Here is a 25281-nt window from a genome sequence, read left to right on the forward strand (position 1 = left end):
ACGACGCCCACCCGCAGGTGGCCGAGGTGATGGCGCCGGTGGTCGACGAGCTGGACAACGACACCATCCGGGCGCTCAACGCCGAGGTCGACGTCCTGGGCCGCGACCCCGCGGTGGTCGCCCGCGACTGGATGGTCCGCAAGGGGTTCGTGTCGCAGGCGGAGTGACCACCCGGCCGGGGTGGGGTTCCCGCCCCGGCCGGGCCACCTGGTCAGCCCCGGAACTCCGTCTCCACCCAGGTGGCGTCGCCGTCGAAGGGTGGACGTGCCGCCGACTTCGCGGACCGCTCGAGCGGTCCGCCCGCTCGGGTCAATCCCGGAGGACCGGCAAGCGCAGGCGCATCCGAGTGCCGGGGGTGAGGGATTCAGCGGCCACCTGGCCGCCGTGGGTCTCCACCACTTGGCGCACGATGGCCAGGCCGAGCCCCGATCCGGGCAGCGACCGCGCCTGCGCCGACCGGTAGAAGCGGTCGAAGACGAACGGCAGGTCCGCCGCCGGGATGCCGGGGCCCTCGTCGGTCACCGCCAGTTCGCCGTCGGCCACGGTGACCAGCACCCGGCCGCCGGGCGGGCTCCACTTCACCGCGTTGTCGACCAGGTTCCCGACGGCCCGCTCGATCCCGTCGGGGTCGACGTGCACCAGGCACGGCGACAGCGCCGACTCGAACCGCACCCCGGCCGAGCGCGCCGCGGCCTTGGCCACCACCCGCGCGGCCACCAGGTCCAGCCGGGTGTCCTCGGCCCGCGCGGTGCCCTCGCCGTAGCGGGCGAGGTCGATCAGGTCGTTGACCAGGGTGCGCAGCTCACCCGCCTGCCGGATCGCCTCGCGCACCATCACCGGCGCCTCGGGGTCGCCCAGGCCCTCGCCGTCGGCGAGCAGTTCGAGGTTCGTGGTCAGGCTGGTCAGCGGGGTGCGCAGCTCGTGCGACGCGTCGGCCACCAGCTGGCGCTGCGCCTGCACGGAGATGTCCAGCGCCGTCATCATGGTGGCGAACGACCGCCCGAGGCGGCCGATCTCGTCGCTTCCGGTGAGGTCGACGCGGGAGCTGAGGTCCTGGGTCGCGGTCACGTGCTCGACCGCGTCGGTCAGCACCCGCACCGGCCGCAGCACCCGGCGGGCCATCAGCCTGCCCGCCAGCGCGGCGATCGCACCGCCGACCGCGGTCAGCGCGACCAGCAGCACCGCCAGCGGCCTGAGCACGTCCGACTCGGCCGACAGCGGCCGGGCGACCCGGACCAGCGTGATCGTCGTCTCCGGCATCGGCGCGGTGTAGACGCGGTAGGCGACGCCCTCGTGGACGGCGTCCTGGTAGTAGGGGGGCTCGGTGCCGCGGAGCACGGCGAGGTCCCGATCGGTCACCGGGATGAACTGCCTGCCCGGTCTCGGATCCTCCGGCACGATGACCAGTTGCAGCAGCGTGCTGCCCAGGTCGATCGGGGTTTCGAACGAGAGGGTGTCCTTCGACTCGATGACGTCCTGCTTGAGCCGGATGGCGATGGCCGGGGTCTGCGGCACGACGTCGGCCAGCGAGGTGTCCACCTGGCGGCGCAGGTTGTCGCGCACGGTCGAGTAGACCGCCACCGAGGCCAGTGCCAGGGCCAGCAGCACCACCAGGCCGGCGGCGACCCCGACCCTGGTGCGCAGCGTCACGGCCGTTCCCGCAGCACGTACCCCAGTCCGCGCACGGTCTGGATCAGGCGCGGTTCGCCCGCCGACTCCAGCTTCCCTCGCAGGTAGCTGATGTAGACCCACAGCGCGTTGGACGCGGGGCCGAAGTCGTAGCCCCAGACCGACTCGAAGATCAGCTCGCGGCCGAGCACCCGGTCCGGGTTGCGCAGGAACAGCTCCAGCAGCGCGTGCTCGGTGCGGGTCAGCTCGATCTCCCGGCCTGCGCGGTGCACCCGGCGGGTGGCCGTGTCCATCTCCACGTCGGCGAACCGCAGCACCTCCAGGTCGGCCCCGGTGCGCCGCAGCAGGGCGCGCAGCCGGGCCCGCAGCTCGTCCAGCGCGAACGGCTTGACCAGGTAGTCGTCGGCCCCGGCGTCGAGCCCGGCCACCCGGTCCTCGACCAGGTCGCGCGCGGTGAGCATGAGGATCGGCGTGCGGTCGCCGCGGCGGCGCAGCCTGCGGCAGATCTCCAGCCCGTTGGGCTCGGGCAGCAGGACGTCCAGCACGATCACCTCGGGCCGGACCCTGCCCAGCTCGTCGAGGGCCTGCGCCCCGTCAACCGCGACCGACACCTGGTAGCCGTCCCGGCGCAGCGCTTGGGTCAGGGAGCGGCGGACCGCTTCGTCGTCGTCGACCACCAGGACTCGCACGCCTCCCAGTATGGATGATCACCGCGGACGGCCCGTCCGCCGCGGTCCGGACCACCGGCCCCGACCGCGGCGGACGGATCACCTGATCAGTGAACTTCCGATCAGAGCTTCATCTTCACCGCGGTGAGGGCGTCACTGAGCCGCTGGGGGCTGACGCCGAGGTCCTTGGCGATGATGATGAACCTCGGGTCGTCGGTGATCGCGCCCTCCGGCACGACCCTCTCCAGGACGCGGAGCACCTGCAGCGCCCGCTCACCGGAGATGCCCAGCTCGACGGCCAGCAGCCTGGCGGCCTTGTGCAGGTTGTCCTCCTGCCCGGCGCCCGCGGCGGCGGCGCTCTGCGTCGCCGGGGGCTGGCTCGCCAGGGCCGTCGACACGTTCGCCGAGACCACCGCGGTCAGCGCCCCCGCCGTCAGGACGGCGGCGATGAGCTTGCCTCGAATACCCATTCACGTGCTCCAGTCGTTCTGCGGCGCCGGTCGTTCCGGCACCTGGGACCAGCAGACCAAGCGGAGCTCAGCGGAACTTTCGCCCAACCTTGGAATCACCTTAGGAACCACTGGGGGCACGACCCCCGGCGAGGCGCCCGCTCCCCGCCCGCTCGACGGCGTGGGCCACTCCTGTTTCGCGCTCGGCCGGGTGGCGCCTGCCGAGGCCGCCTGGCGGAAGGCCCTGGCACCTACCGGGAGAGGTGGTCACCGCTCCCGCACGGCCGCCAGTTCCGCCGGTGGCGGGCCGGGGTGCACGATGCCCAGCCGGTGCGTGGCCCTGGTCATCGCGACGTAGAGGTCGTTGTGCCCCAACGGTCCCGCACCGAGGATCGCCGCCGGGTCGGCGATCAGGACCGCGTCGAACTCCAGCCCCTTGGCCTGGCGAGGAGTCAGCAGCACCACCTCGGCGGACGGATCGTGCGCGGCGCCGGGGGACAACGCCTCCGCCAAGCGGTCGACGTGCTCCCGCGGGGCGATGACCGCGACCCTGCCGTTGAGCGACGGCGCCAGTCGGGCGACGACCGCGGGGAAGTCGGCGGGGGTGGTGCGCACGCGCCACGGCGTCTCACCGGTCGAGCGGATCGCCTTCGGGGGCCGTGTTCCGGGGTGGTGGGCGGCGAGCAGGTCGGCGGTGGCATCCACGACCTCCGCCGGGGTGCGGTAGCCCACGGTGAGCCGCGCGAGCCGCCAGCGGTCGGCCACGTGCGGGGCCAGCACGTGCTCCCACGACCGGGCTCCCGCCGGGTTCCCGGTCTGGGCCAGGTCGCCGACGACCGTCATGGACCTGGTGGGGCACCGGCGCATCAGCATCCGCCAGGCCATTTCGGACAGTTCCTGCGCCTCGTCCACGACGACGTGCCCGAAGGTCGGGCAGCTCTCACCTAGCAGCGCGGCGGCCTCGTCCAGCAGCGGGACGTCCGCCGCGCTCCAGTCGGCCGCGCTCCGGTCCGCCACGCCGAGCAGGTCCGCCACCACGCCTTCCGCCGTCAGCCGCGGCCACAGGTCGTCGAGCGCGGCGCGGACGCCGGGATCGGCCAGCAACGAGTCCCGCAGGGCGGTCCGGTCGGTGTCGTCCAGCAGCTCCTTGGGGCCGTCGTCCTGCCCGACCACGACACCCGCGGCGGCCAGCGCCCGCAGGTCGGCCTCGCTGAGCCGCCCGTCGGCGCTGCCGCCGTCGATGGCCTCACCGGTGTCGGTGAGCACGACCGATTCCAGCCGGTCGGCCAGGTGCCGGGCCAGCGCGTCCACCAGGTCCCGCTGGAAGACCAGCCCGGCCTGGTTGTGCGGCAGCCCGGTCCGCCTGGCCCTGCGCACCGCCCGGCGGCACGCGGCCGGGTCCAGGCGCAGCACCTGCCCCTCGAAGTCGATGTCGACCGGACCGTCGGGCATCCGGACCTTCGAGCGCACGGCGGCGGCCAACCGGTCGGCCATCACCGCCCGGCCCTTCTCCACCTCGGTCTCCGGCGGGTCGACCCGGCTGACGGCGACGCCGGGACGCAGGTCGGCGACGGTCGAGGTCACCACGCTGTGCTCGCCGAGGCCGGGCAGCACCTGGCCGATGTAGTCGAGGAAGATCCGGCTCGGCCCGATGACCAGGACACCGCGGGTGCGCAGGTGCTGGTGGGTGTAGAGCAGGTAGGCCACCCGGTGCAGCGCGACGGCCGTCTTGCCGGTCCCCGGCCCGCCCTGCACCACCAGCACGCCGCGGTGGTCCTCGCGGATGATCCGGTCCTGCTCGGCTTGCAGGGTCGTGACGATGTCGCGCATCCGGCCGGTGCGGCCCGCGGTCACCGCCGCCAGCAGCGCGGCCTCCCCCACCAGGCCGCCATCCGCGCCGTCCAAGTCGAGCAGTTCGTCGTCCAGCGCCACGACCACCCGGTCCCGCGTGGTGATGTGCCTGCGCCGCCGGACGCCTCGGGGGACGGCCGCGGTGGCGGTGTAGAAGGCGCGGGCGGCGGGTGCCCGCCAGTCGAGCAGCAGGGGCTCGTCATCCTCGTCGAAGAGGCTCAGCCGTCCTATGTAGACAGAACCGCTGTCGCGCATGTCCAAGCGGCCGAAGCACATGCCCTGCCGCACGGCGTCCAGGCGGGTCACCTCCGCCCGCCACACGGCGACCGATCCGCCGTCGCTGCCCCGCGTGCCCGCCAAGCGCTTCACCGCCTCTTGGCGCATGGCGTCGACGCGGGCGTGCAAGGCCGTCAGGTACTGCTGCTCGATGGCGATCTCATCGCTGGTCAAACCGCTGCGCTCCCCCACGGGTCGGTGATCGGTGGCACCGAGGGTGCCCGGCCGACCTGCGGAAGAACAGTCTTGTTCTTCCGATGCGGTTTCAATCGCCCTGGGAAGCCGCACGGGACACCGACCACTGCCCGGTGTCCCGAACGCTCGGTTCGCGGCCGCCTGAGCGTGGGTCAGAAGATCAGCACGAGCAGCAGGATCACGGCCAGCACGACGGCGATGACGGTGGGGGCGGTGGCGGGCGACTTGCGGTAGTGCCGCTCCACCGTGGTGGTGCGGAACCAGGCGCCCGGCAGCCGACGCCGGTGTCGTTCAACCCAGGGCATGTCCCCTCCAGATTCGTCGGCGCACCGGCGGACCGGCGCGCGATCGCGGTTGTCATACCCCCGCTCTCCGGCCACGACACCAGATTGCTGCGACAGGACCACCCCACTCGGCCGGGCGGAGGCCGGTGGACGCGCTCGTCCGGTGGTTCAGTGCCGCTCGGCCACCGGGAGGGGTGCGGCGTGCTCGCAGTTGAGCCCGTCGAGGCAGACGCGCAGCTGGCGCCGCCACAGCCACGGCTTGTCCACCGGGGTCATCTGCACGGTCTGGCTCAGCGCGGCCAGCAGCAGCGCGAGGTCGTCGGTGGTGATGTCGGGCCGCAGCTTCCCGGCCCGCTGGGCCCGCTCGCGCAGCTCGTCGATGATGCGCACGAGCGGCTGCCCGCAGGTCTGCGCGGGGTGGCGCCAGTTCTCGCAGTAGCGCTCCACGACGGCGCGGTGGTGCGCCTGGTTGACCAGCGCCTGCTCGAAGAACTCCTCCAACGCCGCGCGCGGGTCCTCGGTGGCCGTCGCCGCCTGCCTGGCCTCACTGGTCCAGGTCGCGAACTCCCGCTCCAGGACCGTGCCCAGCAGGTCCTCCTTGGTCGGGAAGTGCCGGTAGAGCGTGCCCATGCCCACGCCGCTGCGCTGGGCGATCTCCCGGACGTCGACGGTGCAGCCCTGCTCGGCCAGCACTCCCGCGGCCGCCTCGATGATCGCGGCGCGGTTGCGCTCGGCGTCCGCTCGGCGGACGCGCTTGGGGGAGGTGGCGGAGTGCTCGGCGCGCGTCACGACCTCATCATACGACTCCCCCTTCAACCGGAGCACTTGCTCCACTAGGCTGTGGAAACGAAAAGGAGCAACTGCTCCCCTTGACTTCGCCAACGCCGAGGAACCCCGATGACCGAGCCTTCCGTGGCACCGCTGTTCCGCCCCTTCCGACTGGGGACGCTGGACCTGCCCAACCGCGTCGTCATGGCACCCATGACCCGCGAGTTCTCGCCCGGCGGCGTGCCCGGCCACGACGTGGCCGACTACTACGCGCGCCGCGCCGAGGGCGGCGTCGGCCTGATCGTCACCGAGGGCACCTACGTCGACCACCCCAGCGCGGGCGGCAGCGACCGCGTTCCGCGCTTCTACGGCGAGGACGCGCTGGCAGGCTGGGCGCGCGTGGTGGAGGCGGTGCACGCGCGGGGCGGGCGCATCATGCCGCAGCTGTGGCACGTCGGCCCCGCCCGCGAGCCCGGAACCCCGCCCGTGCCCGACGCGCCCGTGCTGTCCCCCTCGGGCGTGGCGCTGGACGGCACGCCGCTGGGCGAGGCGGCCCCGGTGCCCACCGCGAGCGACCTGGACTCCGTCGTCGAGGCCTTCGCCGGCGCCGCGGCCTCCGCCCAGCGCCTCGGCTTCGACGGCGTGGAGCTGCACGGCGCGCACGGCTACCTGCTCGACAGCTTCCTGTGGGAGAACACCAACCGGCGCACCGACGCCTACGGCGGCGACCCGGTGGCCCGCACCCGCCTCGTGGCCGACGTGGTCACCGCCGTGCGCAAGGCCACCGGCCCCGACTTCCCCGTCGTCCTGCGCCTGTCGCAGTGGAAGCCCACCGACTACCAGGCCCGCCTGGCGGCCACGCCGCAGGAGCTGGAGTCGATCCTCGCGCCGCTGGCCGAGGCGGGCGTGGACGCCTTCCACGCCTCCACCCGACGCTACTGGCTGCCCGAGTTCGAGGGTTCCGAGCTGAACCTGGCGGGCTGGGTCAAGAAGATCACCGGGCTGCCCACCATCACGGTCGGCTCGGTCGGCCTGGACGGCGAGTTCATGGCCACCTTCACGGGCGAGATGCCCTCCCCTGCGGGCATCGAGAAGCTGCTGGAGCGCATGGCGGCCGACGAGTTCGACCTCGTCGCGGTGGGCCGCGCCCTGCTCGCCGACCCGGCCTGGGCCGAGAAGGTGCGCACCGGCCGCGCGCAGGAGATCGCCCACTTCACCCGCGAGGCGCTGACCACGCTCGTCTGAGCGGCCCGGCCGGGGCGCTCAGCGGCGGCGCACGCACCGGCCGCGCAGGACCACCGCGATCGGGTCGGCCAGCAGGCGCAGGTCCGATCGCGGGTCCTCGGCACGGGTGGGCGTGTCCGCGAATCCGGATGACCACCCGCGAAATCACGTGAACCACGTGGCCTCCCCCGAGTAGCGTGCCCCGGTGCCCAATCCCACCGCCTTGCTGGCCGTTTACGACGACCAGGTGCGCACAGCCGAGATCACGAACCTGCCGCCCGGCGCGCACGCCGAACGCGACGGGCCGGTGGTGCGGGTCGTCGGGCAGCACCGGCGCGGCTTCGTCAGCGGCCCGCGCGACCTCGGCCTGGACGGCGCGGAGCTGGACGCGCTGATCGCGCGGCAGCGGGACTTCTTCGCCGCGCGAGGCGAGGCCGTGGAGTGGAAGACGCGCGGACACGACCTGCCCGCGGACCTGCCGCGCAGGCTCGTGGCCGCGGGTTTCACGGCCGAGCAGCCGGAGACGGTGCTCATCGGGGAAACCGGGGAACTGGCCGCGGCGGACCCCGCCCCCATCAGCGGCGTCACCGTCCGGGAAGCGCGGTCCGAGTCGGACATGCTCCGGATCGCCGAGATGGCCTCCGAGGTCTGGGGCGACGACCGGAGCTGGCTGGCCGCGGAGCTGGTCGACCGGGTGCGCGACGGGACGGGGCGGACCGTCGTGGTCCTCGCCGAAGCGGACGGCCGGGTCGTCTCCTCGGCCAGGCTGGAGTTCGAGCCGGGCACGGAGTTCGCGGGCCTGTGGGGTGGCGCCACGCTGGCCGGGTGGCGGGGACGGGGCGTCTACCGCGCCCTGGTCGCCCACCGCGCCCTGGTCGCGGCGCAGCGGGGCACCCGGTACCTCCAGGTCGACGCGACCGAGGACAGCCGCCCCATCCTGGAGCGGATGGGGTTCACCGCCGTCACGACCACCACGCCCTACGTGTGGAGCCCGTGACACCGCATCGGGTGCGCGGGCGGGTGTTCGGGGCGCGATCGCGGATGAATCGCACCCCGAGTGGCTACCCCGACCGAGTACTACCGGAGGAAGGGGTGCTCATGGCCGACGGGACGACCGGACGAACCGCGTCAGCGGACGACCGCGGGGTCGACCTGGCGGCCCAGCTGACCGAGGTGGCGCGCACCCTCCAGCAGCAGGAGGACGCGCAGGACACCCTGGACGAGATCGTGCGGGGCGCGGTGGGGACCATCCCCGGCGCCTGGCAGGCCGGGATCATCACGGTCACCGGCAGGCGCGAGGTGGACACCGTGTCGATGACCGGCGACGTCGTCGGTGAGGTCGACCAGATCCAGTACGACACCGGGCAGGGCCCCTGCCTGGAGGCGCTCTACGCCCACAAGATCGTCAACGTGCCCGACCTGGCCCACGAGACGCGCTGGCCGGAGTTCGCCGACCGCGCGCACCGGCTGGGGGTCTCCAGCATGCTGTCGCTGCAGTTGTTCGTGCGCGACGACGACCTCGGCGCGCTCAACCTCTACTCCCCCGACGCGCACGCCTTCGGCGAGGAGGCCGAGCACGTGGGGTCGTTGTTCGCCGGGCACGCCGCAGTGGCGCTGGCCAACGCCCGGCAGCGGGACAACCTGGTCCAGGCGGTGCAGACCCGCGACCTGATCGGCCAGGCCAAGGGCATCCTGATGGAGCGCCACAAGATCACCGGCGACCAGGCGTTCACCGTGCTGATGCGCACCAGCCAGCGGACCAACGTCAAGCTGCGCGACCTCGCCGAGGTGCTGGTGCGCACGGGTGAGCTCGCCCCGTCCGCCGCCCGGTAACCCCGCCCGGTCATCCCGCCCGGTCATCCTCAGCCGCGCAGCGGGAGCGGTCGGCGCACCGCCTGGGCGAGCACGGCCGCCGTGCGCGCGGCCATCATGCGCACGTCGAACGCACGCAACGCCCGCGCCCGCGCGCGTGCGCCGAGGTGGGCGCGCAGCGCGGGGTCGTCCACCAGCGCCCGCAGCGCGGCCGTCAGCGCGGGCCCGTCGTCCGCCGGGACGATCGACGCCGCGCCGGTCAACACCTCCGCCACGTCGCCGACCGCCGTGCTCACGCACGGCAGGCCGTGGGCCGCGGCCTCCAGCAGCGCCAGCGGCAGCGCCTCCCGCCGGGACGGCAGGCAGAACACGTCCAGCTCGCGCAGGAACGCCGGGACGTCCAGGCACTGCCCGGTGAACCGCACCGGCAACCCGGCCGCCCGCCCGCGCAGCGCGTCCTCCTCGTCCCCGGCGCCCGCGATCCGCACTTCCAGCGAGCAGCCGTCCGCGACCAGTTCGCGTGCCGCCTCCAGCAGCAGGTCGAGCCCCTTGCGCGCGGTCAGCCGCGCCACCGCACCGACCACCACCGGGATGGCCACCGCCCGCGCGGTGACCGGGTGCGCAGGCGGTTCCACGCCGTGGCGCACCCGCACCACCCGCGACGGCGGCACCATCAGCTCCCGCCGCAACTGCGCCGCCACCGAGGCCGACGGCGCGATCGCGTACGCGACGGGCGGGAACGGCCCTGCGGGCGGCGAGCCGGGCAGGTGCAGGGTGACCACGGTGGGCGCGGCGCGCACGGCGGCTTCCAGGCACGCCAGGCCGCTCGCCGGGTCGGACAGGTTGACCTGCACCACGTCCGGCCGCAACCGGGCCAGCGCGTCGGCCGCCCCCGCCGCGCCGCCGCCCTCGGGCAGCGGCACGACCTCGACCGCGTCGCGGACTCGGGCGAAGTGCTCGACCACCGGCTCGCTGACCAGCAGGGCGCACCGGCACCACGACGGCAGCCACCGCAGCAAGTTGCGCGCGTAGGCCCCGGTGCTGCCGAAAGTCCCGCTCTCCACGACGACGGCCACCCGCAACCGCATCATGCCCGTGTCAGCTCCTCGCGGACGTCCATGGCCGGCTTCGCGTCCATGCTCCTACGTCCGCGCGCGGGTGCGTCCGGCGCGCGACGGCCGTCCCGCTACTGGCCGTCCCCCGCGGCGGGTTCGCAGGGGATCTCCGCCCACACGGTCTTGCCCCGCGCGTGCCGCCGCACGCCCCAGGCGCGGGACAGGTTGTCGACGATCACCAGGCCGCGACCGCGGTGCGACGTCGCCCCCGGCTGCCCCAGGACGACCTCCCCACCACCGGTGTCCTCCACCTCCACGCGCACGGAGCACGGGGCCGGCGACCGCTCCAGCCGCACCCGGCGCGGACCGCTGCCGTGGTCGTAGGCGTTGGCCACCAGTTCGGTCACCACCAGCAGGCAGTCGCCCAACTCGTCGTCGGTCAGGTCGGCCAGGGCCGCACCCGCCCACCGCCGGACCTGCACCAGCGGCGGCACCCCCTCACCGAGCTCGAACGCCAGTGGTCCGGGAGAGCCTTCGCTCTCCTCGGTGGTGACCACGCTCATCGGGCCCTCCCCTGTTGAGACACCCCTGACCCGATGCCGTGGTACCCGCCCCTCGAGGGGAACAATCCCGATCGGCCCCCACTAAGGTGGGTGAGTGACCCCCGCCGCACTCCGCGAGGCGTGCCTGGCACTGCCGGGAGCCCGTGAGGAATTCCCCTTCGACGAGCACTCCAGCGTGTTCAAGGTGGCCGGGAAGATGTTCGCGCTCAGCGCGCTGCGGGCCGTCCCGCTGCGGGTCAGCCTCAAGTGCGACCCCGACCTGGCCGTGCAGCTGCGGTTGGCGCACCCGGCGATCACCGGCGGCTACCACCTGAACAAGCGGCACTGGAACACCGTGGTCCTGGACGGCTCGGTGCCCGAGCGGCTGGTGCTGGACATGATCGAGGACTCCTACGACCTGGTCGTCGCGGGCCTGCCGAAGCGGGAGCGGGAGAAGCTGCGCTGGAAGGCGCTGGCCCAGGAGGGGTAGCCGGTTTGCCGCGCTCCCCGCCGGGTAGGCCGGGTGGACACCGACTGCCCGGTGGGAGGTGCCATGACCCGGTACGGGGACGAGGTCGCGGCGCTGGCGGCGCCGCTGCTCGACGCGGGCGACCTGGACGTGCTGCTGGACCGCGTGGGCGACGCGCGGGTGGTGATGCTGGGCGAGGCCACCCACGGCACGCACGAGTTCTACCACTGGCGCGCGCTGCTGACCCGGCGGCTGATCACCGAGCTCGGCTTCTCGTTCGTCGCGGTGGAGGGCGACTGGCCGGACTGCGAACGGGTCGACGGCAGCGTCCGGGGCCTGCCGCACGCGCCGGAGGACCCCCGCGAGGCGCTGACCGCCTTCGACCGCTGGCCGACCTGGATGTGGGCCAACGAGGAGGTCGTCGACTTCACCCGGTGGCTGCGCGCCCACAACGCCGGGCTGGACCCCGCGCACCGGGTCGGCTTCCACGGCCTGGACGTCTACTCGCTGTGGGAGTCGCTGCGCGAGATCCTGTCCCACCTGCGCGAGCACGACCCCGGCGAGGTGCCGGTGGCACTGGCGGCCTACCGCTGCTTCGAGCCCTACGGCGAACAGGCCCACGACTACGCCAGGGCGACCCGCCTGGTGCCGACGGGCTGCCAGAACGAGGTCGTCGACCTGCTGGTCAGGTTGCGACAGCGCGCGGCGGACCGCGCGGGCGCGTTCGGCGCGTGGCAGAACGCCGAGGTGGTCGCCGGTGCCGAGCGCTACTACCGGGCGCTGGTCCGCGGCGGTCCCGACTCGTGGAACGTCCGCGACCGGCACATGGACGACACGCTGGACCGGCTGCTGACCCGCTACGGGCCGGGTTCGAAAGCGGTGGTCTGGGCGCACAACACCCACGTCGGCGACTCGCTGGCCACGGACATGGCCGCGAGCGGCGCGGTGAACATCGGCAGGCTCGCCCGCGAGCGCCACGGGGCCGAGCGGGTGGTCCTGGTCGGTTTCGGCACGCACCGCGGCACCGTCGTCGCGGGCGATTCGTGGGGCGCGCCCATGCGGGAGCTGCCGGTCCCGCCCGCCCGCGCGGGTTCGCTGGAGGACGTGCTGCACCACGCCGCGCCCTCGCCTGCCCTGTTCGTCCCTCCCCTCGGGGAGCGCACGGGCCTGCTGGGCGACCGGTTGGACCACCGCGCGATCGGGGTGGTCTACCGCCCGGAGCACGAGCGCTGGGCCAACTACGTGCCCACCACCCTGGGCGAGCGCTACGACGCGTTCCTGTGGATCGACCGGACGAGCGCGGTGCGCCCGCTGCGCGTCCAGCAGGTCGACCTGCTGGAACCCGACACCTACCCCAGCGGGGTCTGACCGTGGCCCTCGGCACCGCCCTGTTCGCCGACCGCGCCGCGGCGGGCCGGGCACTGGCCGAGCGGGTCGCCGCCCACCTGGCCGGGGACGAGCGGCCGCTGGTGCTGGCGCTGCCGCGCGGCGGGGTGCCGGTCGCCGTGGAGGTGGCCCGCCGCACGGGCGGCGACCTCGACGTCGCGGTGGCCCGCAAGGTGGCCGCGCCGGGCAGGCCGGAGGTGGGTGTGGGGGCGGTCGCCGAGGACGGGCCGCCGGTGTTCGACCGCCGGGCGCTGGCCCGCTGGGGTCTCACCGAGGACGGCCTCGCCGAGGTCGTCGAGCGGGAGCGCGCCGAGGTCCGGCGACGGGTCCGGCGCTACCGCGGCGACCGTCCGGTGCGGGCGGTGGCGGGCCGGGTGGTCGTCGTGGTGGACGACGGCCTGGCCACCGGCGTCACCGCGCGCGCCGCGCTGCGGTGGCTGCGCGGCCTGGGGCCGCGACGGCTGCTGCTGGCCGTGCCCGTCTGCTCGCCACCCGCGGCCGAGGACCTCGCCGGGGACGCCGACACCGTCGTCCGCGTGCACGCGCCCGCCGGGTTCCGGGCGGTCAGCCAGTGGTACGCGGACTTCACCCAGCTCACCGACGCCGACGTGGACCGGGCGCTGGGCGGGCGCTGATGGCCGGTCAGCGGCCGCCCCGGTCCTGCCGGGGGATGGCGTGGCGGTGCCGACCGCGACCCGCGACGGCGCTCAGCACCGCCGTCACGACCACCAGCGCGCCCACCGCGATGCTGTTGACGGCCGCCGTGGCCGACCCCGACCACTCCTGGTAGCCCAGCACCAGCGGCGCGAGCACCAACCACAGGCCCAGCACCACGCTGACCACGCCCAGCCACCGCACGCGGTCCGGGGCGAGGGAGCGGGCCAGCGCCAGCACCGCCACGGCCCCGCCCAGCACGATGTCGTGCCAGTAGCCCTCGAAGCCCTCGCCTGGGTGGGCGTAGTGCAGCGCGAACGGGGCGATGGCCAGCCACACGCCCGCCAGGAAGGCGATCGCGCCCGCCGCGCTGGCCAGGGCGGGCTCCTGCGGCACGTGGTACATCGGCCCGTAGTACATCGGCGCGCCGAGCGGGTAGACCTGCGGTGTGCCCGCCTCCGGCGACAGCGGGTCGGGAGCGAGGGGCGCCTCGTCGGGCCGGGACGGCGAGGTGGGCCTGGGCGAGGTCATGCGATCCTCCAGCGGCCGCACGGACGGTGGTGTCGCTGCTCGGTTTCCCGTGGCGCCGAACCCAAACCCGGTGTCACCCGACCGTGTCAACTCCGGCGCGCCCCGTCAGTTGACCGCGCCGACCAGCGCGGGCCACACCCCCGGCAGCAGCAGCACGCCCGCGACCACGCAGCCGGGCCAGATCAGCAGCGTCTCCACCGGGCCACCGGTGCGGAACCGCAGCAGCTTGGGCGGCCGCAGCTCGTACCAGGTCTCCCCGGCGATGGGCAGCGGCCACAGGAACGGGCAACCCGACCGGGTCAGCGCGTCGCCCAGGCAGTGCACCATGCAGCCCACGGCCACCGCCCACCCGATCCACCCGGACACCGCGGCCAGCTGCTGCCCCGGCTCGCCCTGCCAGATCCACCACCCCGCCACGCCGAGCAGCACCAGGACCAGCCAGTCGCCCAGCACGTCGACGGCCAGCAGCACGGCCACCCCGAGCACGACCACGACCGACCAGACGTCGGTGCGGGCGGTCCACCAGTTGATCCACAAGCCCAGCACCACCGCGAACAGCACGGTATGCGTGGCGTGCCGGTGCCCGCCGGACACGCGCTCGTCGCGGCTGCCCTTGGTGATCTGGTACAGGCCGCGGGACAGGAACCGCACGACGGAGGACAGGGCGCCGGTGAGGGGGCCCGCGAAGCGGGAAGCGCTGGAGGAGGGGTGGTCGAGGTCGGGCAGCAGCGCCGCCCCGGCCGTGACGGTGGCGACGACGAGGGCCTGCGGCAGCGTCGGCGCGCCGAGACCGGGGGCGAGGGCGAGGCCGGCGCACCAGCCGGTGGCCGCGTGGGTCCTGCCGAGCATCGGGCTCCTCCCTGGTCGGGTCGATCACCTACGTAGTAGCCCCATCGAGCCGATCTCGAACGCGCGGGCCGGGCAGCCGCGTGGGAGCCGCCTCCTATACTGCGTTGCCTGGACTTGCGGGGGGCTGCGGTGGCTGTGCGTGGTGACGAGTTCTTTCGACTGCTGGGCGCGCTCGTCGAGGTGGAGCGCGCGGAGAACGAGCAGTACAGCTCCTTCAGCGTGCGCGGCAAGCGGTTCGGCTACTACTGGCCGCGCACCCAGACCGTGGGCTTGAAGCAGACGCTGTCCGAGCAGCGGGCGCTGGTGGCCGAGCGGCCGGAGGTCTTCGAGGAGCAGTTCACCGCAGGCGGCTTCGGCTGGGTGGTGGTCCACCTCGACGGCATCGAGGCCGACGAGCTGGCCGAGCTGCTCTTCGAGGCGTGGCGGTTGTCGGCGCCGGAGGAGCTGGTCGCCTCGGTGCCGGACTGGGCGGAGCGCTCCCCGGTCGCGGGCTGAGCCGCGCTGCGATCATCCGGGCCGCTCGCCCCGCGAGCTCTGGACAGTCCCGCTCGGGCGTGCTGGGATCGACGAACAGCAATTTACAACGTTGCAAATCTCACGCGACCACCCGTCCCGGCGACCGCAGATTGGACGAGCAAGGTGACTGCGAACAGGCGTGGCAGGACCACCGCCGCGGCGTTGACCGCGTTGGTGATCGGCGGCCTCCTCACGGCCCCACCCGTCGGGGCCTCCCCCGCCCCGACCGTTCCCGACTACTCGACGGCCCCTGACTACTCGACGGCCGAGGCGGGCAACCCCTTCGTGGACGGCTGGTACGCCGACCCCGACGTCGCGGTCTACGACAACCGGTACTGGGTCTTCCCGACCTCGTCCCGGCCCTACGCGGAGCAGACCTACCTGGACGCGTTCTCCTCCCCGGACCTGGTGCACTGGACCAAGCACCCGAACGTGCTCACCACTGCGGCCGTGTCGTGGGCGACGAAGGCGGTCTGGGCGCCCGCGCCCGTCCAGCGCAACGGCAAGTACTACCTCTACTTCGCCGCCAACGACATCCAGAGCAACGCCGAACTGGGCGGCATCGGCGTTGCGGTCGCCGACCGACCCGAGGGGCCGTACACCGACGCCATCGGCAAGCCGCTGATCAGCCAGTTCGTCAACGGCGCGCAGCCCATCGACCAGGACGTGTTCATCGACTCCGACGGTCAGGCGTACATGTACTACGGCGGCTGGGACCACGCCAACGTGGTCAAGCTCAACAGCGACATGACCAGCCTGGGCACCTTCGAAGACGGCAGCACCTACAAGGAGATCACGCCGTCGAACTACAAGGAGGGCCCGCAGATGTTCAAGCGGGCGGGCAAGTACTACCTCATGTGGTCCGAGGACTACTGGGGCGGCCCGAACTACTCGGTGTCCTACGCCATGTCCGACTCGCCGACCGGGCCGTTCACCAAGCTGAGCAAGGTGCTCGGCCAGGACCCCGCGGTGGCCCGCGGTTCCGGCCACAACTCGGTGCTCAACGTCCCCGGCACGGACATCTGGTACATCGTCTACCACCGCAGGCCGTTGAGCAGGACCGACATCAACCACCGGCAGATCAGCTACGACCGGTTGAACTTCAACGCCGACGGCACCATCCAGCCGGTCACGATGAAGGTCAAGGACAACTTCGGCGACGGCAACGCCGTGGGCTGGACGACCTACGGCGGTTCGTGGTCGGCCTCCGGCGGCCGGTACGACGCCGCCTCATCGCCGGGCGGCAAGGCGCTGCTCGACACGAACTTCGCGAACTTCACCTACGACGCCGACGTCACCCCCCGGTCCGCGCGTGGCGATGCCGGGGTGGTGTTCAGGGTGAGCCAACCCGCCAACGGAACGGACAGCTACCGGGGCTACTACGCCGGGATCAGCGCGGCGGGTCGCGTCGTGCTCGGCAAGGCGGACAACGGCTGGACACCGCTGGCCTCGGCTCCGCTGACCGTGCGACCGGGGACGCGGCACCACCTGCGCGTCCAAGCCGTCGGTTCGACGATCGAGGTGTACGTCGACGACCTGTCCGAACCCAGGATCACCGTCACCGACACCAGCTTCACCAGCGGCGCCAACGGTGTCCGGGTGTTCAACACCGCCGCCGGCTTCGACAACGTCTCCGTCTCCCACCGGTAGCCGCCCACCGCGAACCGAGCACCCGGACACCGCGAACCGAGCGTTCGCGTACGTCGGGTAGTAGTTACCGGCCCCACGGGCCACCTCGGGTGGTACTTGCCGACGTGGTGGGGCATGGGGAGCTGATGCGGTCAGGGAGGCGAACCGGCGGTTCGCCTCCCTGACCGACCGCCGGGCGCTTCAGCGCTTGGCGAGGGTGGAGCGCAGTGCGTAGTAGGCGGGCTTGCGGCCGAAGTCGTCCCACATGACCGTCGCCGCGCCCTCACCCTCGAAGAACACCGGGACCCACGAGTACTTGTCGGTGAAGCCCCAGATGGTGAAGGAGTCGCAGCCGTCTACGTTCAGGCACGCGGTCAGCGTGCGCTGGTAGTAGTCCGCCTGCTGGGCCAGCTGCTCGGCGGTGGGCACGCCGCTCTCCGGCAGGTCCATCCGCACGTCCAGCTCGGTGATGGCGGTTTCCAGGCCGAGGGCGGAGAACCGCTTCAGGTTGGTCTCCAGGTCGCCGGGGAAGCCGTACCGCGTGCTCAGGTGCGCCTGCGCGGAGAACCCGTGCACCGGCACCCCTTCGGCGCGCAGCTGCTTGATCAGGGCGTAGTAGGCGTCGCTCTTGGCGTTGACGCTCTCCACGCCGAAGTCGTTGAAGAACAGCTTCGCCTTGGGGTCGGCCTTGTGCGCCCAGCGGAACGCGTCCGCCACGATGCCGGGGCCCAGCTCGCGGATCCAGATGTTCTCGCTGCGCAGCGCGCCCGTATCGGTGAAGATCTCGTTGGCCACGTCCCACTGCTGGATGCGACCCGCGTAGCGCTTGACCACGGTGGTGATGTGCTCGCGCAGGATCTCGCGCAGCTGCTCGGGGGTGAAGTCGCCCTGCTCCAGCCACTCCGGGTTCTGGCTGTGCCACAGCAGCGTGTGCCCGCGCACGACCTGCCGGTTCTGCTTGGCGAACCGGACGATCGCGTCGGCCGCGGCGAAGTTGTAGCGGTCGCGCTCGGGGTGGATGTACTCCCACTTCATCTGGTTCTCGGGCGAGACGGAGCTGAACTCCGCGGCGAGCACCTCGCGGTACGGGCGGTCGGAGCTGAAGGGGTCGGGGTAGGGCTGCTCCTCGTGGTGACCGCCGCCCGCGACGGCGGTTCCGATGTAGAAGCCCTTGGGCGCGGCCGAGCGCAGGGTTTCCTTCTTGGCGTGGCCCGGCCGGTCGCCGAGCTGCTGGGGCGCGGCCGAAGCCACCAGTGTCAACGGCACTGTCAACGCCACCGCGGCGATCGCGGCGGTGGCCAGGCGGGTCGGCTTCATCAAGGATCTCGCTTCCTCGCGACGACGGATCTCGAAACTTTCGGTTAGAAATGTAAAATTTTCGAGATGCCGGACCTTAAAATGGTCGCGGAGGCAACGTCAAGAGCGCGATCAGCACTCGTCGTGGCGCCGGACCCCGCGCGGGCCGTCCACCGGGTGGGAAACGGCTGCCCACGGGTACCTCTGACCTGGGACGAGCACCAGGGAGGTTCCCGGATGCCGGAAGTCGTCGAGGCAGGCCTGTGGGGGTTGTTGGCCGGGTCCGCGCTGGTCGTCGGCGCGTTGGTGGGCTACCTGACGCGCGTGCCGCCCAAGGTGCTGGCGGGGGTGATGGCGTTCGGCAGCGGCGTGCTGCTGTCCGCGGTGTCGTTCGAGCTGATCGCGGAAGCCGAGGACCGCGGCGGCTTGACCGCGACGGCGGCGGGGGCGGTCGCGGGGGCCCTGGCCTACACCGGCGCCAACGTCCTGCTGGCCCGCCGGGGCGCCCGCCACCGCAAGCGGTCGCGCGACCGGCAGCCCTCCGAGCAGGAGAAGCCGGGCTCCGGCACGGCCATCGCGCTGGGGACCCTGCTGGACGGGATACCCGAGTCGATCGTCATCGGCGTCAGCCTGCTCGGCGGCGGCGCGGTGAGCGCGGTGACCGTGGCCGCGGTGTTCATCAGCAACGTCCCCGAGGGCCTGTCCAGCGCCTCCGGGATGCGGCGCGCGGGGCGGGGCAAGGGCTACGTGCTGGGCCTGTGGAGCGGCATCGGCGTGGTCAGCGGCCTGGCGGCGCTGTTCGGGTACGGCGTGCTGGGCGGCGCCTCCCCCGCCGTGCTCGCGGCGATCACCGCGCTGGCAGGCGGCGCCATACTGGCGATGATCGCCGACACGATGATCCCCGAGGCGTTCGAGGAGGCCCACCTGCTGGTCGGGCTGATCACCGTGCTCGGGTTCCTGCTCGCCTTCGGCCTGTCGCGGGCGGGTGGCTGACGCGTGTCGACGCCGCCCGCCGGGGAAGCCCACCACCATGACCGACGACCTCCCCCCGCCCGCGCCACCGCGCAGCGCGCTGACCCTGCGCCTGTGGCTGGCCTCCTTCGGCATCGTGTTCTGCGGCGTCGCCGCCGTGCTGGCGCTGCGCGCCGACCTGGTCGTGCTCGCCGTGGTCATGGCCGTGCTCGTGGTCGTGCTGATCGTCGACCTCGGCCGCGTGATCCAGCGCAAGATGCGCGGCGAGCCGGGCTGAGCCCCTCAGTGGACACCGCTCATGAGCCTGCGGATGTAGGGGCTCGCCAGGGCGAGCAGGACGCCGAACAGCACGGCCCCGCCGCCGACGAGGGCGAAGTACGGTGTCTCGTTCTCCGCGCTGTAGTACTCGGCCAGCGAGCCCGCCGTGGCCGTGCCCAGCGCGACGGACAGGAAGTTCAGCGCCACCATCTGGGTGTGGAACGCCTTGGGCGCGAGCTTGGTCGACAGCGACAGCCCCACCGGTGACAGCAGCAGCTCCGCGACGCTGAACACGAGCAGGATGACGACCAGCGCCAGCAGCGGCGTGCTGTTGCCCCGCCCGCCCGCGGTGGGCAGGAACATCAGGAACGCCACCCCCATCAGGACCGTGCCCAGCGCGAACTTGGCCGGGGACGACGGCTGCCGCGAACCCAGCTTCGTCCACAGCGCCGCGAAGACGCCCGCCAGCACGATGATGAACACCGGGTTGATGGAGTTCGCCCAGGCCACCGGCATCTCCCAGCCGAAGAAGGTACGGTCCAGCCGCTGGTCGACGTAGATGGCCACCACGGTGAACTGCTGCTGGAACAGCGCGAAGAACACGAAGCTGGCCAGGAACATCGGGATGAAGCTGAGCACCCTGCGCCGCTCCACCGCGGTGATCCTCCCGCTGGAGAGGATGACCGCGAAGTAGGCCACCGCGGCGGCCAGGATGACCACCACGGTCACGTTGGCCAGGTTGGCGGGCCGGATCACCCCGGTCAGCACCAGCACGACCACCACGGCCACCGCGACCAGCGCCGCAGCGGCCACCAGCGGCCTGCGCCCGGCGGGCAGCGGGTTCGGCACGGCGTTGACCTCGTCGGGGAGCTTCCGGCGGCCGAACGAGTACTGGACCAGTCCGGCGGCCATGCCGATCGCGGCCAGCCCGAAGCCGTAGTGGAAGCCCAGCTCCTCCTGGGCCAGGCCGGTCAGCAGCGGCCCGACGAAGGCGCCCAGGTTCACGCCGAGGTAGAACAGGGAGAAACCGGCGTCGCGGCGCTCGTCGCCCTCGGCGTACAGGGAGCCGACGATGGCGGTCGCGTTGGCCTTGAGCCCGCCGCTGCCCAGGGCGACCGCGCACAGGCCCACGCCGACACCCGCGAAACCCGGCAGCAGCGCCAGCGCGAGGTGGCCCACCATGATCAGGACGGCGCTGGCGAACAGCACCCGCTCGGAGCCCACCAGCCGGTCGGCCACCCACGCGCCCACGATCGTGGACAGGTAGACCAGTCCGCCGTACGCGCCGACGATGCTGGCCGCGGTGGCCTCGGGCAGGCCCAGTCCCCCTTCCGCGGCGGAGTAGTAGAGGTAGATCGTCAGGATGCCCTGCATCCCGTAAAAGGAGAACCGCTCCCACATCTCCACGCCGAACAGGTGGGCCAGGCTCCTGGGGTGTCCGAAGAAGGTCCCCTCACGGGTCCGGCCTGAGACCGCGTCCATGACTCCGCCTCCAGGTGGTGATCCGCGCACCGCTGGTGATTACCGCGTCACCACGGGTACCCGCGCGCAAACGCCTGCCGGGACCGTGGCGCCGGTCCCGGCAGGCGGATCGGGTGGCACTGGCGGACACGTCCGGTCGTCAGGCCGCGGGCACCGCGTGGCCGCGCCCCGGAGCGCCCGGAGCGTCGAGCAGCTGCGCCGCTCGCGCGGCGTGGTCGGTGTCGACCAGCACGTCGTAGCTGTCGGCGCGCATCCCCGCCACCGACGAGAAGTCGCGCCTGCCGCCGGTCATCGCGTGGCCGATGAGGCCGAACAACGCGCCCAGGATCGCGCCGAAGACCGCCCCGTACAGCGCCAGCAGCAGTCCGGAGATCAGCGGGTTGATCCAGTCGAACAGGCCGAACAGCCACCCGAACAGCGCACCCAGCAGCGCGCCGGACAGCGCCGACTGAGCCGCCGCCCGCCACGTGGTCAGCCGACCGGTGACCTGCTCGAAGCTGCTCAGCCCACGACCCACGATCGCCGTGCGCTCCACCGGGAACCGCTGGTCGGACAGGTGGTCCACCGCGCGCTCGGCCTCGGCGTAGGTCTGGTAGGAGGCCACCACCACCTGGCCGGTGGCCGCGGGCGCGTGTCCGCCTGGTTGGTAGGACTGCGGTCGAGTCACCGCTACCACTTCCTCGCCCATCGCGTCATCTGCCGTCGCCCACGGGTTCCCGCCCGCGCACGGCTCAACCGCTCCCGGTCACCTGCCGGGCGTCGACGCCGACGCGGCGACCAACTCCAGGACCGACTCCTCGATCGCGTCGAACGGGTCGTGGCGGGCGTACTCCTCGGCCAGCCGCGCGGCCCGGTACCGGTACGACGGGTCGGTCAGCACGGTGCGCACCGCGCGGGCGATGTCCGCGCGGGCCGGGCGCTGGACGGCCAGGTCGATGGCCGCGCCGGTCCACGCCGCGCGGGCGTTGACCTCCATCTTGTCCTCGGTCAGCCCGGCCAGCACCAGCGGCACGCCCGAGCTCAGCGCCTGCTGCACCCCGCCGAACCCGCCGTTGCTGACCAGTACGTCGGCGTGCGGGAGGAGTTCACCGAACGGGATGAACTCGGCGACCCTGGCGTTGGCGGGCACGCGGTCGAGCCGGGCCGGGCGGCCGAGCGTGGCGACGACCAGCGCGTCCAGGTCGGCCAGCGCGTCCAGGGTGGGCTGCACGAGGTCGTCGAAGTCCTTGTTGGCCGCCGTCCCCTGGGATACGACGACCACCGTCCGCGCGTCCAGCACGTCCTGCCACCACTCGGGCAGCGGCCCCTTCCGCGTGGTGACCGGGGGCGGGGCGCCGACGTAGCGGACCGAGGGGGGCAGGTCGCCGCGCGGGTAGTCCACGCCCTGGACCGACAGCTGCAGGAACCGGTCGGGCAGGGTCACCAGCCCGTCGATCACGAACGGCGGCTCGCGCGTCGCGCCGACCGAGGCCAGCACGTCGACCAGGTACTGCTGGGTGGTGGCGAAGACCTCCTCCCGGAAGAACCGGTTGGCGGCGCGGTTGCGGACCTTGCCCTCCGGCGAGTCGTCCGGCGGTTGCCCGAGGCCGAACGGGGCGAGGTCCTCACTGCTCAGCGACAGCGGCACCACGCCGAGGCCGATGACGGTCGCCGGGCTCAGCCCCGGCGCGCCCAGCCGCACCGGCCATGCGCCCATGAAGGCCAGTTCGTGCACCAGCGCCACCGGCTCGTCGCCCGCTTCGGCCAGCAGCGCTTGGAGCGTGCGGTGCTGGTCGGGCATGGGCCGGACGAACGTGTTGCGGACGCCGAAACCCAACCGCTCCGGACCGGGCGGGATGTCCGCCATCTCCGGGAAGTTCTTCTCCTCGTCATCGGCCGCGAAATCGGCGATGCCGTGCAGCGGGACGAAACGGGCGCCGGTCGCCTCGGCGGCGGCCCTGAACTGCGAACCGCTGGTCAGCGTCACGTCGTGGCCGCGGTTGACCAGGTCTTGCGCGACGGCGCGCACCGGGGTGAAGTGGCCGGTCGCGGGCGCGGCCGCGACTATGATCTTCGTCATGGCGGGCGAAGGTAGCGGCTGCCCGGTGGACCGGTCGTCGATCGGGACGAGAACTGCCCGATCTGCCCTCAGTCGCCGATCGGGGAATATCCGCGGTGGGTGAGCCGGAAAGCCGCTTGGCGCCCTGGCCGTCGCCTGGCACGGTCGTGCTCTTGTGAGCAGCCTCCCCACCACCGCCGAGGTCCCGGTCGACCCGCTGCCCGTCCCCCGCGCCGTCACCGCGCTCGCGGGCGACGCCGCCATCACCCCGGTGTGGCGCAACGAACTCGGCGGTCTGACCTTCCGCCTCGACGGTGTGGACGGCGGCGCCAGGTACCTCAAGTGGGTCGCCGCGGGCACCCCCGAGATCGACCTGGCGGGCGAAGCCGAGCGCCTGACCTGGGCGCGGCCCTGGGCGCGCGTCCCACCCGTGGTCGACCAGGGCGCCGACGCCGAGGGCGCGTGGCTGGTCACCGCCGCCGTGCCGGGGCGCTCGGCGGTGGAACCCCGGTGGCGGGACCGCCCGGCCGTGGCGGCGGCCGCCATCGGGAGCGGGCTGCGCCTGCTCCACGACGCCCTGCCCGTGGACCGGTGCCCGTTCGACTGGGGTGTCCAGCGGCGGCTCGCGCGCGCCGACGAGCGGTTCGCCGAAGGCGGAGGACCGGCCGACTGGGCTCCCGAGCACCGGCACCTGTCACCGGCCGAGGCGCGAGCCCTGCTCGGCGCACCGCCCGCGATCGACCGCCTCGTGGTCTGCCACGGCGACGCCTGCGTGCCCAACACGCTGCTGCACGACGACGGCACCTTCGCCGCGCACGTCGACCTGGGGTCGCTCGGCGTGGCCGACCGGTGGGCCGATCTCGCGGTCGCGACGTGGAGCCTGGCCTGGGACTACGGCCCCGGTTTCGAGGACGTCCTGTACGACGCGTACGGGGTTGCCCCGGACCCCGAGCGCATCGCCTACTACCGGTTGCTCTACGACCTGGCGTGAGCGCGGAGCGCCGCACACCTGCCGTGGCGGTGGGGCGGGGCTCGGTCAGGAACGCCGCGTCACGGGCGCGGTCCACAGGCCGGTGATGGCGTCGACCAGCCCGGTCGCCGTCTCGTCCCACGTCGACCTCGTGGGGGTCGCGCCCTCGGCGAGGGCGCGCTCACGTTCGGCGCACACGTGCACCATCAGGTGGCGGACCATGTCAGCGCGCTCGGCCCGCACCTGTGCGGGCAGGTCCGGCAGGCAGCGGTCGAGCCCGTTGACCACCCGCCGCAGCGAGGACGTGGCCAGCGCCTCCTCGGCGAGGATCCGCCTGGACGCCGGGTCGGTCATCACCTGCGCGCTGAACCGGGCGAACCAGGTGGGGCCGCCCAGCGACGCCAGGTGCGCGGTGACCGGCCGGACCAGGCAGGCCACCCAGTCCCGCACCTCCCGCGAGCTCTCGGCGTCGGCGGCCATCTCCAGCCGCAACGCCTCCATCGGCGCGGTGCGCCTGCGCACGATGGCCCGCACCAGATCCGCCTTGGTGCCGAAGTGGTAGCCCACGGCGGCGTTGTTGCCCTGCCCCGCCGCGGCGCTGATCTGCCGGTTCGACACCGCGTACAGCCCGTGCTCGGCGAACAACCGCTCCGCTGTGGTCAGGATCCGCGACCGCGTCGCACCGACCTGTTCGGCCCGTGTCGTCCTGCCGACGCCGGTCACCGCGATCACCACCGTCCAGACACCACGCGCTCCTCCGACCGCCGGGCGCTCGTCGCGGTCGAGCCTATAGCGCGGACTCCCGGAACCGCGTCGACCACGACCGCGCCGCCCGGTGCGGGGACGGTCCCGCACCGGGCGGTCGACGGCGCTCAGCCGGTGGCGCAGCTGGGCGTGATGCCCTCGGCGGTGCCGCTGCCCTGGAAGCCGAACTCGGTGGACTGGCCCGCCGCGACGCTGCCGTTGTGGCCCACGTTCGTCCAGTCGACGGTGCCGGAGTCACCGCTGCGCTCGGCGTTCCACGCGCCGACGACGGTCGTGCCCGGCGGCAGGGTGAGCGTCACCCGCCACCCGCTGATGGCCGACGACCCGGCGGTGACCTTGACCGTGGCGACGAAGCCGCCGTTCCAGGAGTTCACCGACGCCGCGGCGGTGCAGCCGGTCGGTCCACCCGGCGTGGTCGTGGTGGTCGTGGGGGGCGTCGTGCCGCCCGCGTTGAGGGCTTCGAGGACGGCGTTGTAGGCGGCCTTCTTGTTGCCGCCGCTGTCGAACAGCAGCGGGGTGCCCGAGGCGCGCCAGGAGTCGCTGTCGCGGATGCCCCACACCGTGATACCCGCGCAGCGCGCCACGGCCAGGCAGGCCTGGGTGACCCGCCGGAAGTTCTCCGCCTGGGTCTGCCCAGAGCCCTCGATGTCCAGCTCGGTGATCTGCACCTCCACGCCCAGGTCGGCGAAGCGCTGCAGGGTGGTCTGGTAGTT

28 protein-coding genes are annotated in these 25281 nt (G+C 73.1%); 12 read left to right on the top strand and 16 right to left on the bottom strand.

Annotated features, from left to right (window positions below; all coding sequences use genetic code 11):
- Positions 1 to 167 (top strand): glycine betaine ABC transporter substrate-binding protein (locus tag IEZ00_RS37285; protein WP_276530114.1); only part of this gene is annotated, 167 nt, incomplete at its 5' end.
- A gap of 142 nt (positions 168 to 309) precedes the next feature.
- Here the strand turns inward: IEZ00_RS37285 and IEZ00_RS28885 are convergent.
- The 6 genes from IEZ00_RS28885 to IEZ00_RS28910 all read right to left on the bottom strand — a co-directional run bounded on the left by IEZ00_RS28885 (position 310) and on the right by IEZ00_RS28910 (position 6141).
- Positions 310 to 1650, bottom strand: coding sequence for a sensor histidine kinase (locus IEZ00_RS28885; RefSeq protein ID WP_189226508.1), 1341 nt, complete (start codon positions 1648 to 1650; stop codon positions 310 to 312).
- Complete coding sequence (locus IEZ00_RS28890; RefSeq protein WP_189226509.1) at positions 1647 to 2318, bottom strand: response regulator transcription factor; 672 nt, start codon at positions 2316 to 2318, stop codon at positions 1647 to 1649. Before IEZ00_RS28890 ends, IEZ00_RS28885 begins: the two co-directional genes overlap by 4 nt.
- Positions 2319 to 2419: 101 nt before the next feature.
- Complete coding sequence (locus tag IEZ00_RS28895; RefSeq protein WP_189226510.1) at positions 2420 to 2767, bottom strand: hypothetical protein; 348 nt, start codon at positions 2765 to 2767, stop codon at positions 2420 to 2422.
- 246 nt (positions 2768 to 3013) lie between these two features.
- The gene (locus IEZ00_RS28900) at positions 3014 to 5047 is read right to left on the bottom strand and encodes a HelD family protein (protein ID WP_506347078.1); all 2034 of its coding nucleotides are present in this window, start codon (positions 5045 to 5047) and stop codon (positions 3014 to 3016) included.
- A 173-nt stretch (positions 5048 to 5220) separates the two neighbouring features.
- The gene (locus tag IEZ00_RS28905) at positions 5221 to 5373 is read right to left on the bottom strand and encodes a hypothetical protein (RefSeq protein ID WP_189226511.1); all 153 of its coding nucleotides are present in this window, start codon (positions 5371 to 5373) and stop codon (positions 5221 to 5223) included.
- Positions 5374 to 5520: 147 nt separating this feature from the next.
- The gene (locus tag IEZ00_RS28910; protein WP_189226512.1) at positions 5521 to 6141 is read right to left on the bottom strand and encodes a TetR/AcrR family transcriptional regulator; all 621 of its coding nucleotides are present in this window, start codon (positions 6139 to 6141) and stop codon (positions 5521 to 5523) included.
- A 108-nt stretch (positions 6142 to 6249) separates the two neighbouring features.
- On the opposite strand from IEZ00_RS28910, the gene IEZ00_RS28915 reads away from it, so the two are divergent.
- The 3 genes from IEZ00_RS28915 to IEZ00_RS28925 all read left to right on the top strand — a co-directional run bounded on the left by IEZ00_RS28915 (position 6250) and on the right by IEZ00_RS28925 (position 9177).
- Complete coding sequence (locus IEZ00_RS28915) at positions 6250 to 7365, top strand: NADH:flavin oxidoreductase (protein WP_189226513.1); 1116 nt, start codon at positions 6250 to 6252, stop codon at positions 7363 to 7365.
- Between the two features lie 184 nt (positions 7366 to 7549).
- Positions 7550 to 8341, top strand: coding sequence for a GNAT family N-acetyltransferase (locus tag IEZ00_RS28920; RefSeq protein ID WP_189226514.1), 792 nt, complete (start codon positions 7550 to 7552; stop codon positions 8339 to 8341).
- Between the two features lie 101 nt (positions 8342 to 8442).
- Complete coding sequence (locus IEZ00_RS28925) at positions 8443 to 9177, top strand: GAF and ANTAR domain-containing protein (protein ID WP_189226515.1); 735 nt, start codon at positions 8443 to 8445, stop codon at positions 9175 to 9177.
- Between the two features lie 29 nt (positions 9178 to 9206).
- On the opposite strand, the gene IEZ00_RS28930 is transcribed toward IEZ00_RS28925, so the two are convergent.
- Positions 9207 to 10247, bottom strand: coding sequence for a glycosyltransferase family 4 protein (locus tag IEZ00_RS28930; protein ID WP_189226516.1), 1041 nt, complete (start codon positions 10245 to 10247; stop codon positions 9207 to 9209).
- A gap of 95 nt (positions 10248 to 10342) precedes the next feature.
- A complete protein-coding gene (locus tag IEZ00_RS28935) occupies positions 10343 to 10774 on the bottom strand; it encodes an ATP-binding protein (RefSeq protein WP_189226517.1) in 432 nt (143 codons plus the stop codon).
- 94 nt (positions 10775 to 10868) lie between these two features.
- Between IEZ00_RS28935 and IEZ00_RS28940 the strand changes: the two genes are divergently transcribed.
- The 3 genes from IEZ00_RS28940 (at position 10869) to IEZ00_RS28950 (ending at position 13243) form a co-directional block, all read left to right on the top strand.
- Positions 10869 to 11243: an MmcQ/YjbR family DNA-binding protein gene (locus tag IEZ00_RS28940; protein ID WP_189226518.1), complete on the top strand. Its 375-nt coding sequence runs from the start codon at positions 10869 to 10871 to the stop codon at positions 11241 to 11243.
- Between the two features lie 63 nt (positions 11244 to 11306).
- A complete protein-coding gene (locus tag IEZ00_RS28945; RefSeq protein ID WP_189226519.1) occupies positions 11307 to 12590 on the top strand; it encodes an erythromycin esterase family protein in 1284 nt (427 codons plus the stop codon).
- A gap of 2 nt (positions 12591 to 12592) precedes the next feature.
- Positions 12593 to 13243, top strand: coding sequence for a phosphoribosyltransferase (locus tag IEZ00_RS28950; RefSeq protein ID WP_229796179.1), 651 nt, complete (start codon positions 12593 to 12595; stop codon positions 13241 to 13243).
- A 7-nt stretch (positions 13244 to 13250) separates the two neighbouring features.
- Here IEZ00_RS28950 and IEZ00_RS28955 read toward each other — a convergent pair whose 3' ends face one another.
- Together IEZ00_RS28955 and IEZ00_RS28960 are read right to left on the bottom strand one after the other, a co-directional pair.
- On the bottom strand, positions 13251 to 13793 hold the full coding sequence (locus tag IEZ00_RS28955) for an SPW repeat protein (protein WP_189226520.1): 543 nt from the start codon (positions 13791 to 13793) through the stop codon (positions 13251 to 13253).
- 105 nt (positions 13794 to 13898) lie between these two features.
- Complete coding sequence (locus IEZ00_RS28960; RefSeq protein ID WP_189226521.1) at positions 13899 to 14642, bottom strand: metal-dependent hydrolase; 744 nt, start codon at positions 14640 to 14642, stop codon at positions 13899 to 13901.
- A 129-nt stretch (positions 14643 to 14771) separates the two neighbouring features.
- Between IEZ00_RS28960 and IEZ00_RS28965 the strand changes: the two genes are divergently transcribed.
- Both IEZ00_RS28965 and IEZ00_RS28970 read left to right on the top strand, forming a co-directional pair.
- Positions 14772 to 15137 (top strand): MmcQ/YjbR family DNA-binding protein, encoded by a 366-nt coding sequence (locus IEZ00_RS28965; RefSeq protein ID WP_189226522.1) that lies wholly within the window; start codon positions 14772 to 14774, stop codon positions 15135 to 15137.
- A 144-nt stretch (positions 15138 to 15281) separates the two neighbouring features.
- Positions 15282 to 16808, top strand: a complete 1527-nt coding sequence (locus tag IEZ00_RS28970; RefSeq protein ID WP_189226523.1) for a glycoside hydrolase family 43 protein — start codon at positions 15282 to 15284, stop codon at positions 16806 to 16808.
- Between the two features lie 180 nt (positions 16809 to 16988).
- On the opposite strand, the gene IEZ00_RS28975 is transcribed toward IEZ00_RS28970, so the two are convergent.
- The gene (locus IEZ00_RS28975; protein ID WP_189226524.1) at positions 16989 to 18104 is read right to left on the bottom strand and encodes an endo-1,4-beta-xylanase; all 1116 of its coding nucleotides are present in this window, start codon (positions 18102 to 18104) and stop codon (positions 16989 to 16991) included.
- A gap of 216 nt (positions 18105 to 18320) precedes the next feature.
- Between IEZ00_RS28975 and IEZ00_RS28980 the strand changes: the two genes are divergently transcribed.
- Both IEZ00_RS28980 and IEZ00_RS28985 read left to right on the top strand, forming a co-directional pair.
- On the top strand, positions 18321 to 19076 hold the full coding sequence (locus IEZ00_RS28980) for a ZIP family metal transporter (RefSeq protein ID WP_189226525.1): 756 nt from the start codon (positions 18321 to 18323) through the stop codon (positions 19074 to 19076).
- Positions 19077 to 19113: 37 nt separating this feature from the next.
- Complete coding sequence (locus IEZ00_RS28985) at positions 19114 to 19332, top strand: DUF6343 family protein (protein ID WP_189226526.1); 219 nt, start codon at positions 19114 to 19116, stop codon at positions 19330 to 19332.
- A 5-nt stretch (positions 19333 to 19337) separates the two neighbouring features.
- Here IEZ00_RS28985 and IEZ00_RS28990 read toward each other — a convergent pair whose 3' ends face one another.
- The 3 genes from IEZ00_RS28990 to IEZ00_RS29000 all read right to left on the bottom strand — a co-directional run bounded on the left by IEZ00_RS28990 (position 19338) and on the right by IEZ00_RS29000 (position 22854).
- Positions 19338 to 20795 carry a peptide MFS transporter gene (locus IEZ00_RS28990; protein ID WP_189226527.1) on the bottom strand — a complete coding sequence of 486 codons (1458 nt, stop codon included), beginning with the start codon at positions 20793 to 20795 and terminating at the stop codon, positions 19338 to 19340.
- A 139-nt stretch (positions 20796 to 20934) separates the two neighbouring features.
- Positions 20935 to 21462 carry a general stress protein gene (locus IEZ00_RS28995; RefSeq protein ID WP_229796180.1) on the bottom strand — a complete coding sequence of 176 codons (528 nt, stop codon included), beginning with the start codon at positions 21460 to 21462 and terminating at the stop codon, positions 20935 to 20937.
- Positions 21463 to 21540: 78 nt separating this feature from the next.
- Positions 21541 to 22854, bottom strand: a complete 1314-nt coding sequence (locus IEZ00_RS29000; RefSeq protein WP_189226528.1) for a nucleotide disphospho-sugar-binding domain-containing protein — start codon at positions 22852 to 22854, stop codon at positions 21541 to 21543.
- A 154-nt stretch (positions 22855 to 23008) separates the two neighbouring features.
- On the opposite strand from IEZ00_RS29000, the gene IEZ00_RS29005 reads away from it, so the two are divergent.
- Positions 23009 to 23824 carry an aminoglycoside 3'-phosphotransferase gene (locus IEZ00_RS29005; protein ID WP_189226529.1) on the top strand — a complete coding sequence of 272 codons (816 nt, stop codon included), beginning with the start codon at positions 23009 to 23011 and terminating at the stop codon, positions 23822 to 23824.
- Positions 23825 to 23869: 45 nt separating this feature from the next.
- Here the strand turns inward: IEZ00_RS29005 and IEZ00_RS29010 are convergent, their stop codons facing one another.
- Positions 23870 to 24538, bottom strand: coding sequence for a TetR/AcrR family transcriptional regulator (locus IEZ00_RS29010; protein WP_229796181.1), 669 nt, complete (start codon positions 24536 to 24538; stop codon positions 23870 to 23872).
- A 137-nt stretch (positions 24539 to 24675) separates the two neighbouring features.
- On the bottom strand, positions 24676 to 25281 hold a 606-nt coding region (locus IEZ00_RS29015; protein ID WP_189226530.1), incomplete at its 5' end, for an endo-1,4-beta-xylanase.

This window comes from Saccharothrix coeruleofusca (assembly GCF_014648515.1).
Classification (GTDB): Bacteria; Actinomycetota; Actinomycetes; order Mycobacteriales; family Pseudonocardiaceae; genus Actinosynnema; species Actinosynnema coeruleofuscum.

Bases quoted from the DNA above. Each gene is read 5' to 3' on its own strand.
- IEZ00_RS28915 (WP_189226513.1), top strand. From the start codon at position 6,250: ATGACCGAGCCTTCCGTGGCACCGCTGTTCCGCCCCTTCCGACTGGGG.
- IEZ00_RS29000 (WP_189226528.1), bottom strand. From the start codon at position 22,854: ATGACGAAGATCATAGTCGCGGCCGCGCCCGCGACCGGCCACTTCACC.
- IEZ00_RS28955 (WP_189226520.1), bottom strand. From the start codon at position 13,793: ATGACCTCGCCCAGGCCCACCTCGCCGTCCCGGCCCGACGAGGCGCCC.
- IEZ00_RS28975 (WP_189226524.1), bottom strand. From the start codon at position 18,104: ATGAAGCCGACCCGCCTGGCCACCGCCGCGATCGCCGCGGTGGCGTTG.
- IEZ00_RS28925 (WP_189226515.1), top strand. From the start codon at position 8,443: ATGGCCGACGGGACGACCGGACGAACCGCGTCAGCGGACGACCGCGGG.
- IEZ00_RS28980 (WP_189226525.1), top strand. From the start codon at position 18,321: ATGCCGGAAGTCGTCGAGGCAGGCCTGTGGGGGTTGTTGGCCGGGTCC.
- IEZ00_RS28945 (WP_189226519.1), top strand. From the start codon at position 11,307: ATGACCCGGTACGGGGACGAGGTCGCGGCGCTGGCGGCGCCGCTGCTC.
- IEZ00_RS28985 (WP_189226526.1), top strand. From the start codon at position 19,114: ATGACCGACGACCTCCCCCCGCCCGCGCCACCGCGCAGCGCGCTGACC.
- IEZ00_RS28905 (WP_189226511.1), bottom strand. From the start codon at position 5,373: ATGCCCTGGGTTGAACGACACCGGCGTCGGCTGCCGGGCGCCTGGTTC.
- IEZ00_RS28990 (WP_189226527.1), bottom strand. From the start codon at position 20,795: ATGGACGCGGTCTCAGGCCGGACCCGTGAGGGGACCTTCTTCGGACAC.
- IEZ00_RS28935 (WP_189226517.1), bottom strand. From the start codon at position 10,774: ATGAGCGTGGTCACCACCGAGGAGAGCGAAGGCTCTCCCGGACCACTG.
- IEZ00_RS28960 (WP_189226521.1), bottom strand. From the start codon at position 14,642: ATGCTCGGCAGGACCCACGCGGCCACCGGCTGGTGCGCCGGCCTCGCC.
- IEZ00_RS28930 (WP_189226516.1), bottom strand. From the start codon at position 10,247: ATGATGCGGTTGCGGGTGGCCGTCGTCGTGGAGAGCGGGACTTTCGGC.
- IEZ00_RS28895 (WP_189226510.1), bottom strand. From the start codon at position 2,767: ATGGGTATTCGAGGCAAGCTCATCGCCGCCGTCCTGACGGCGGGGGCG.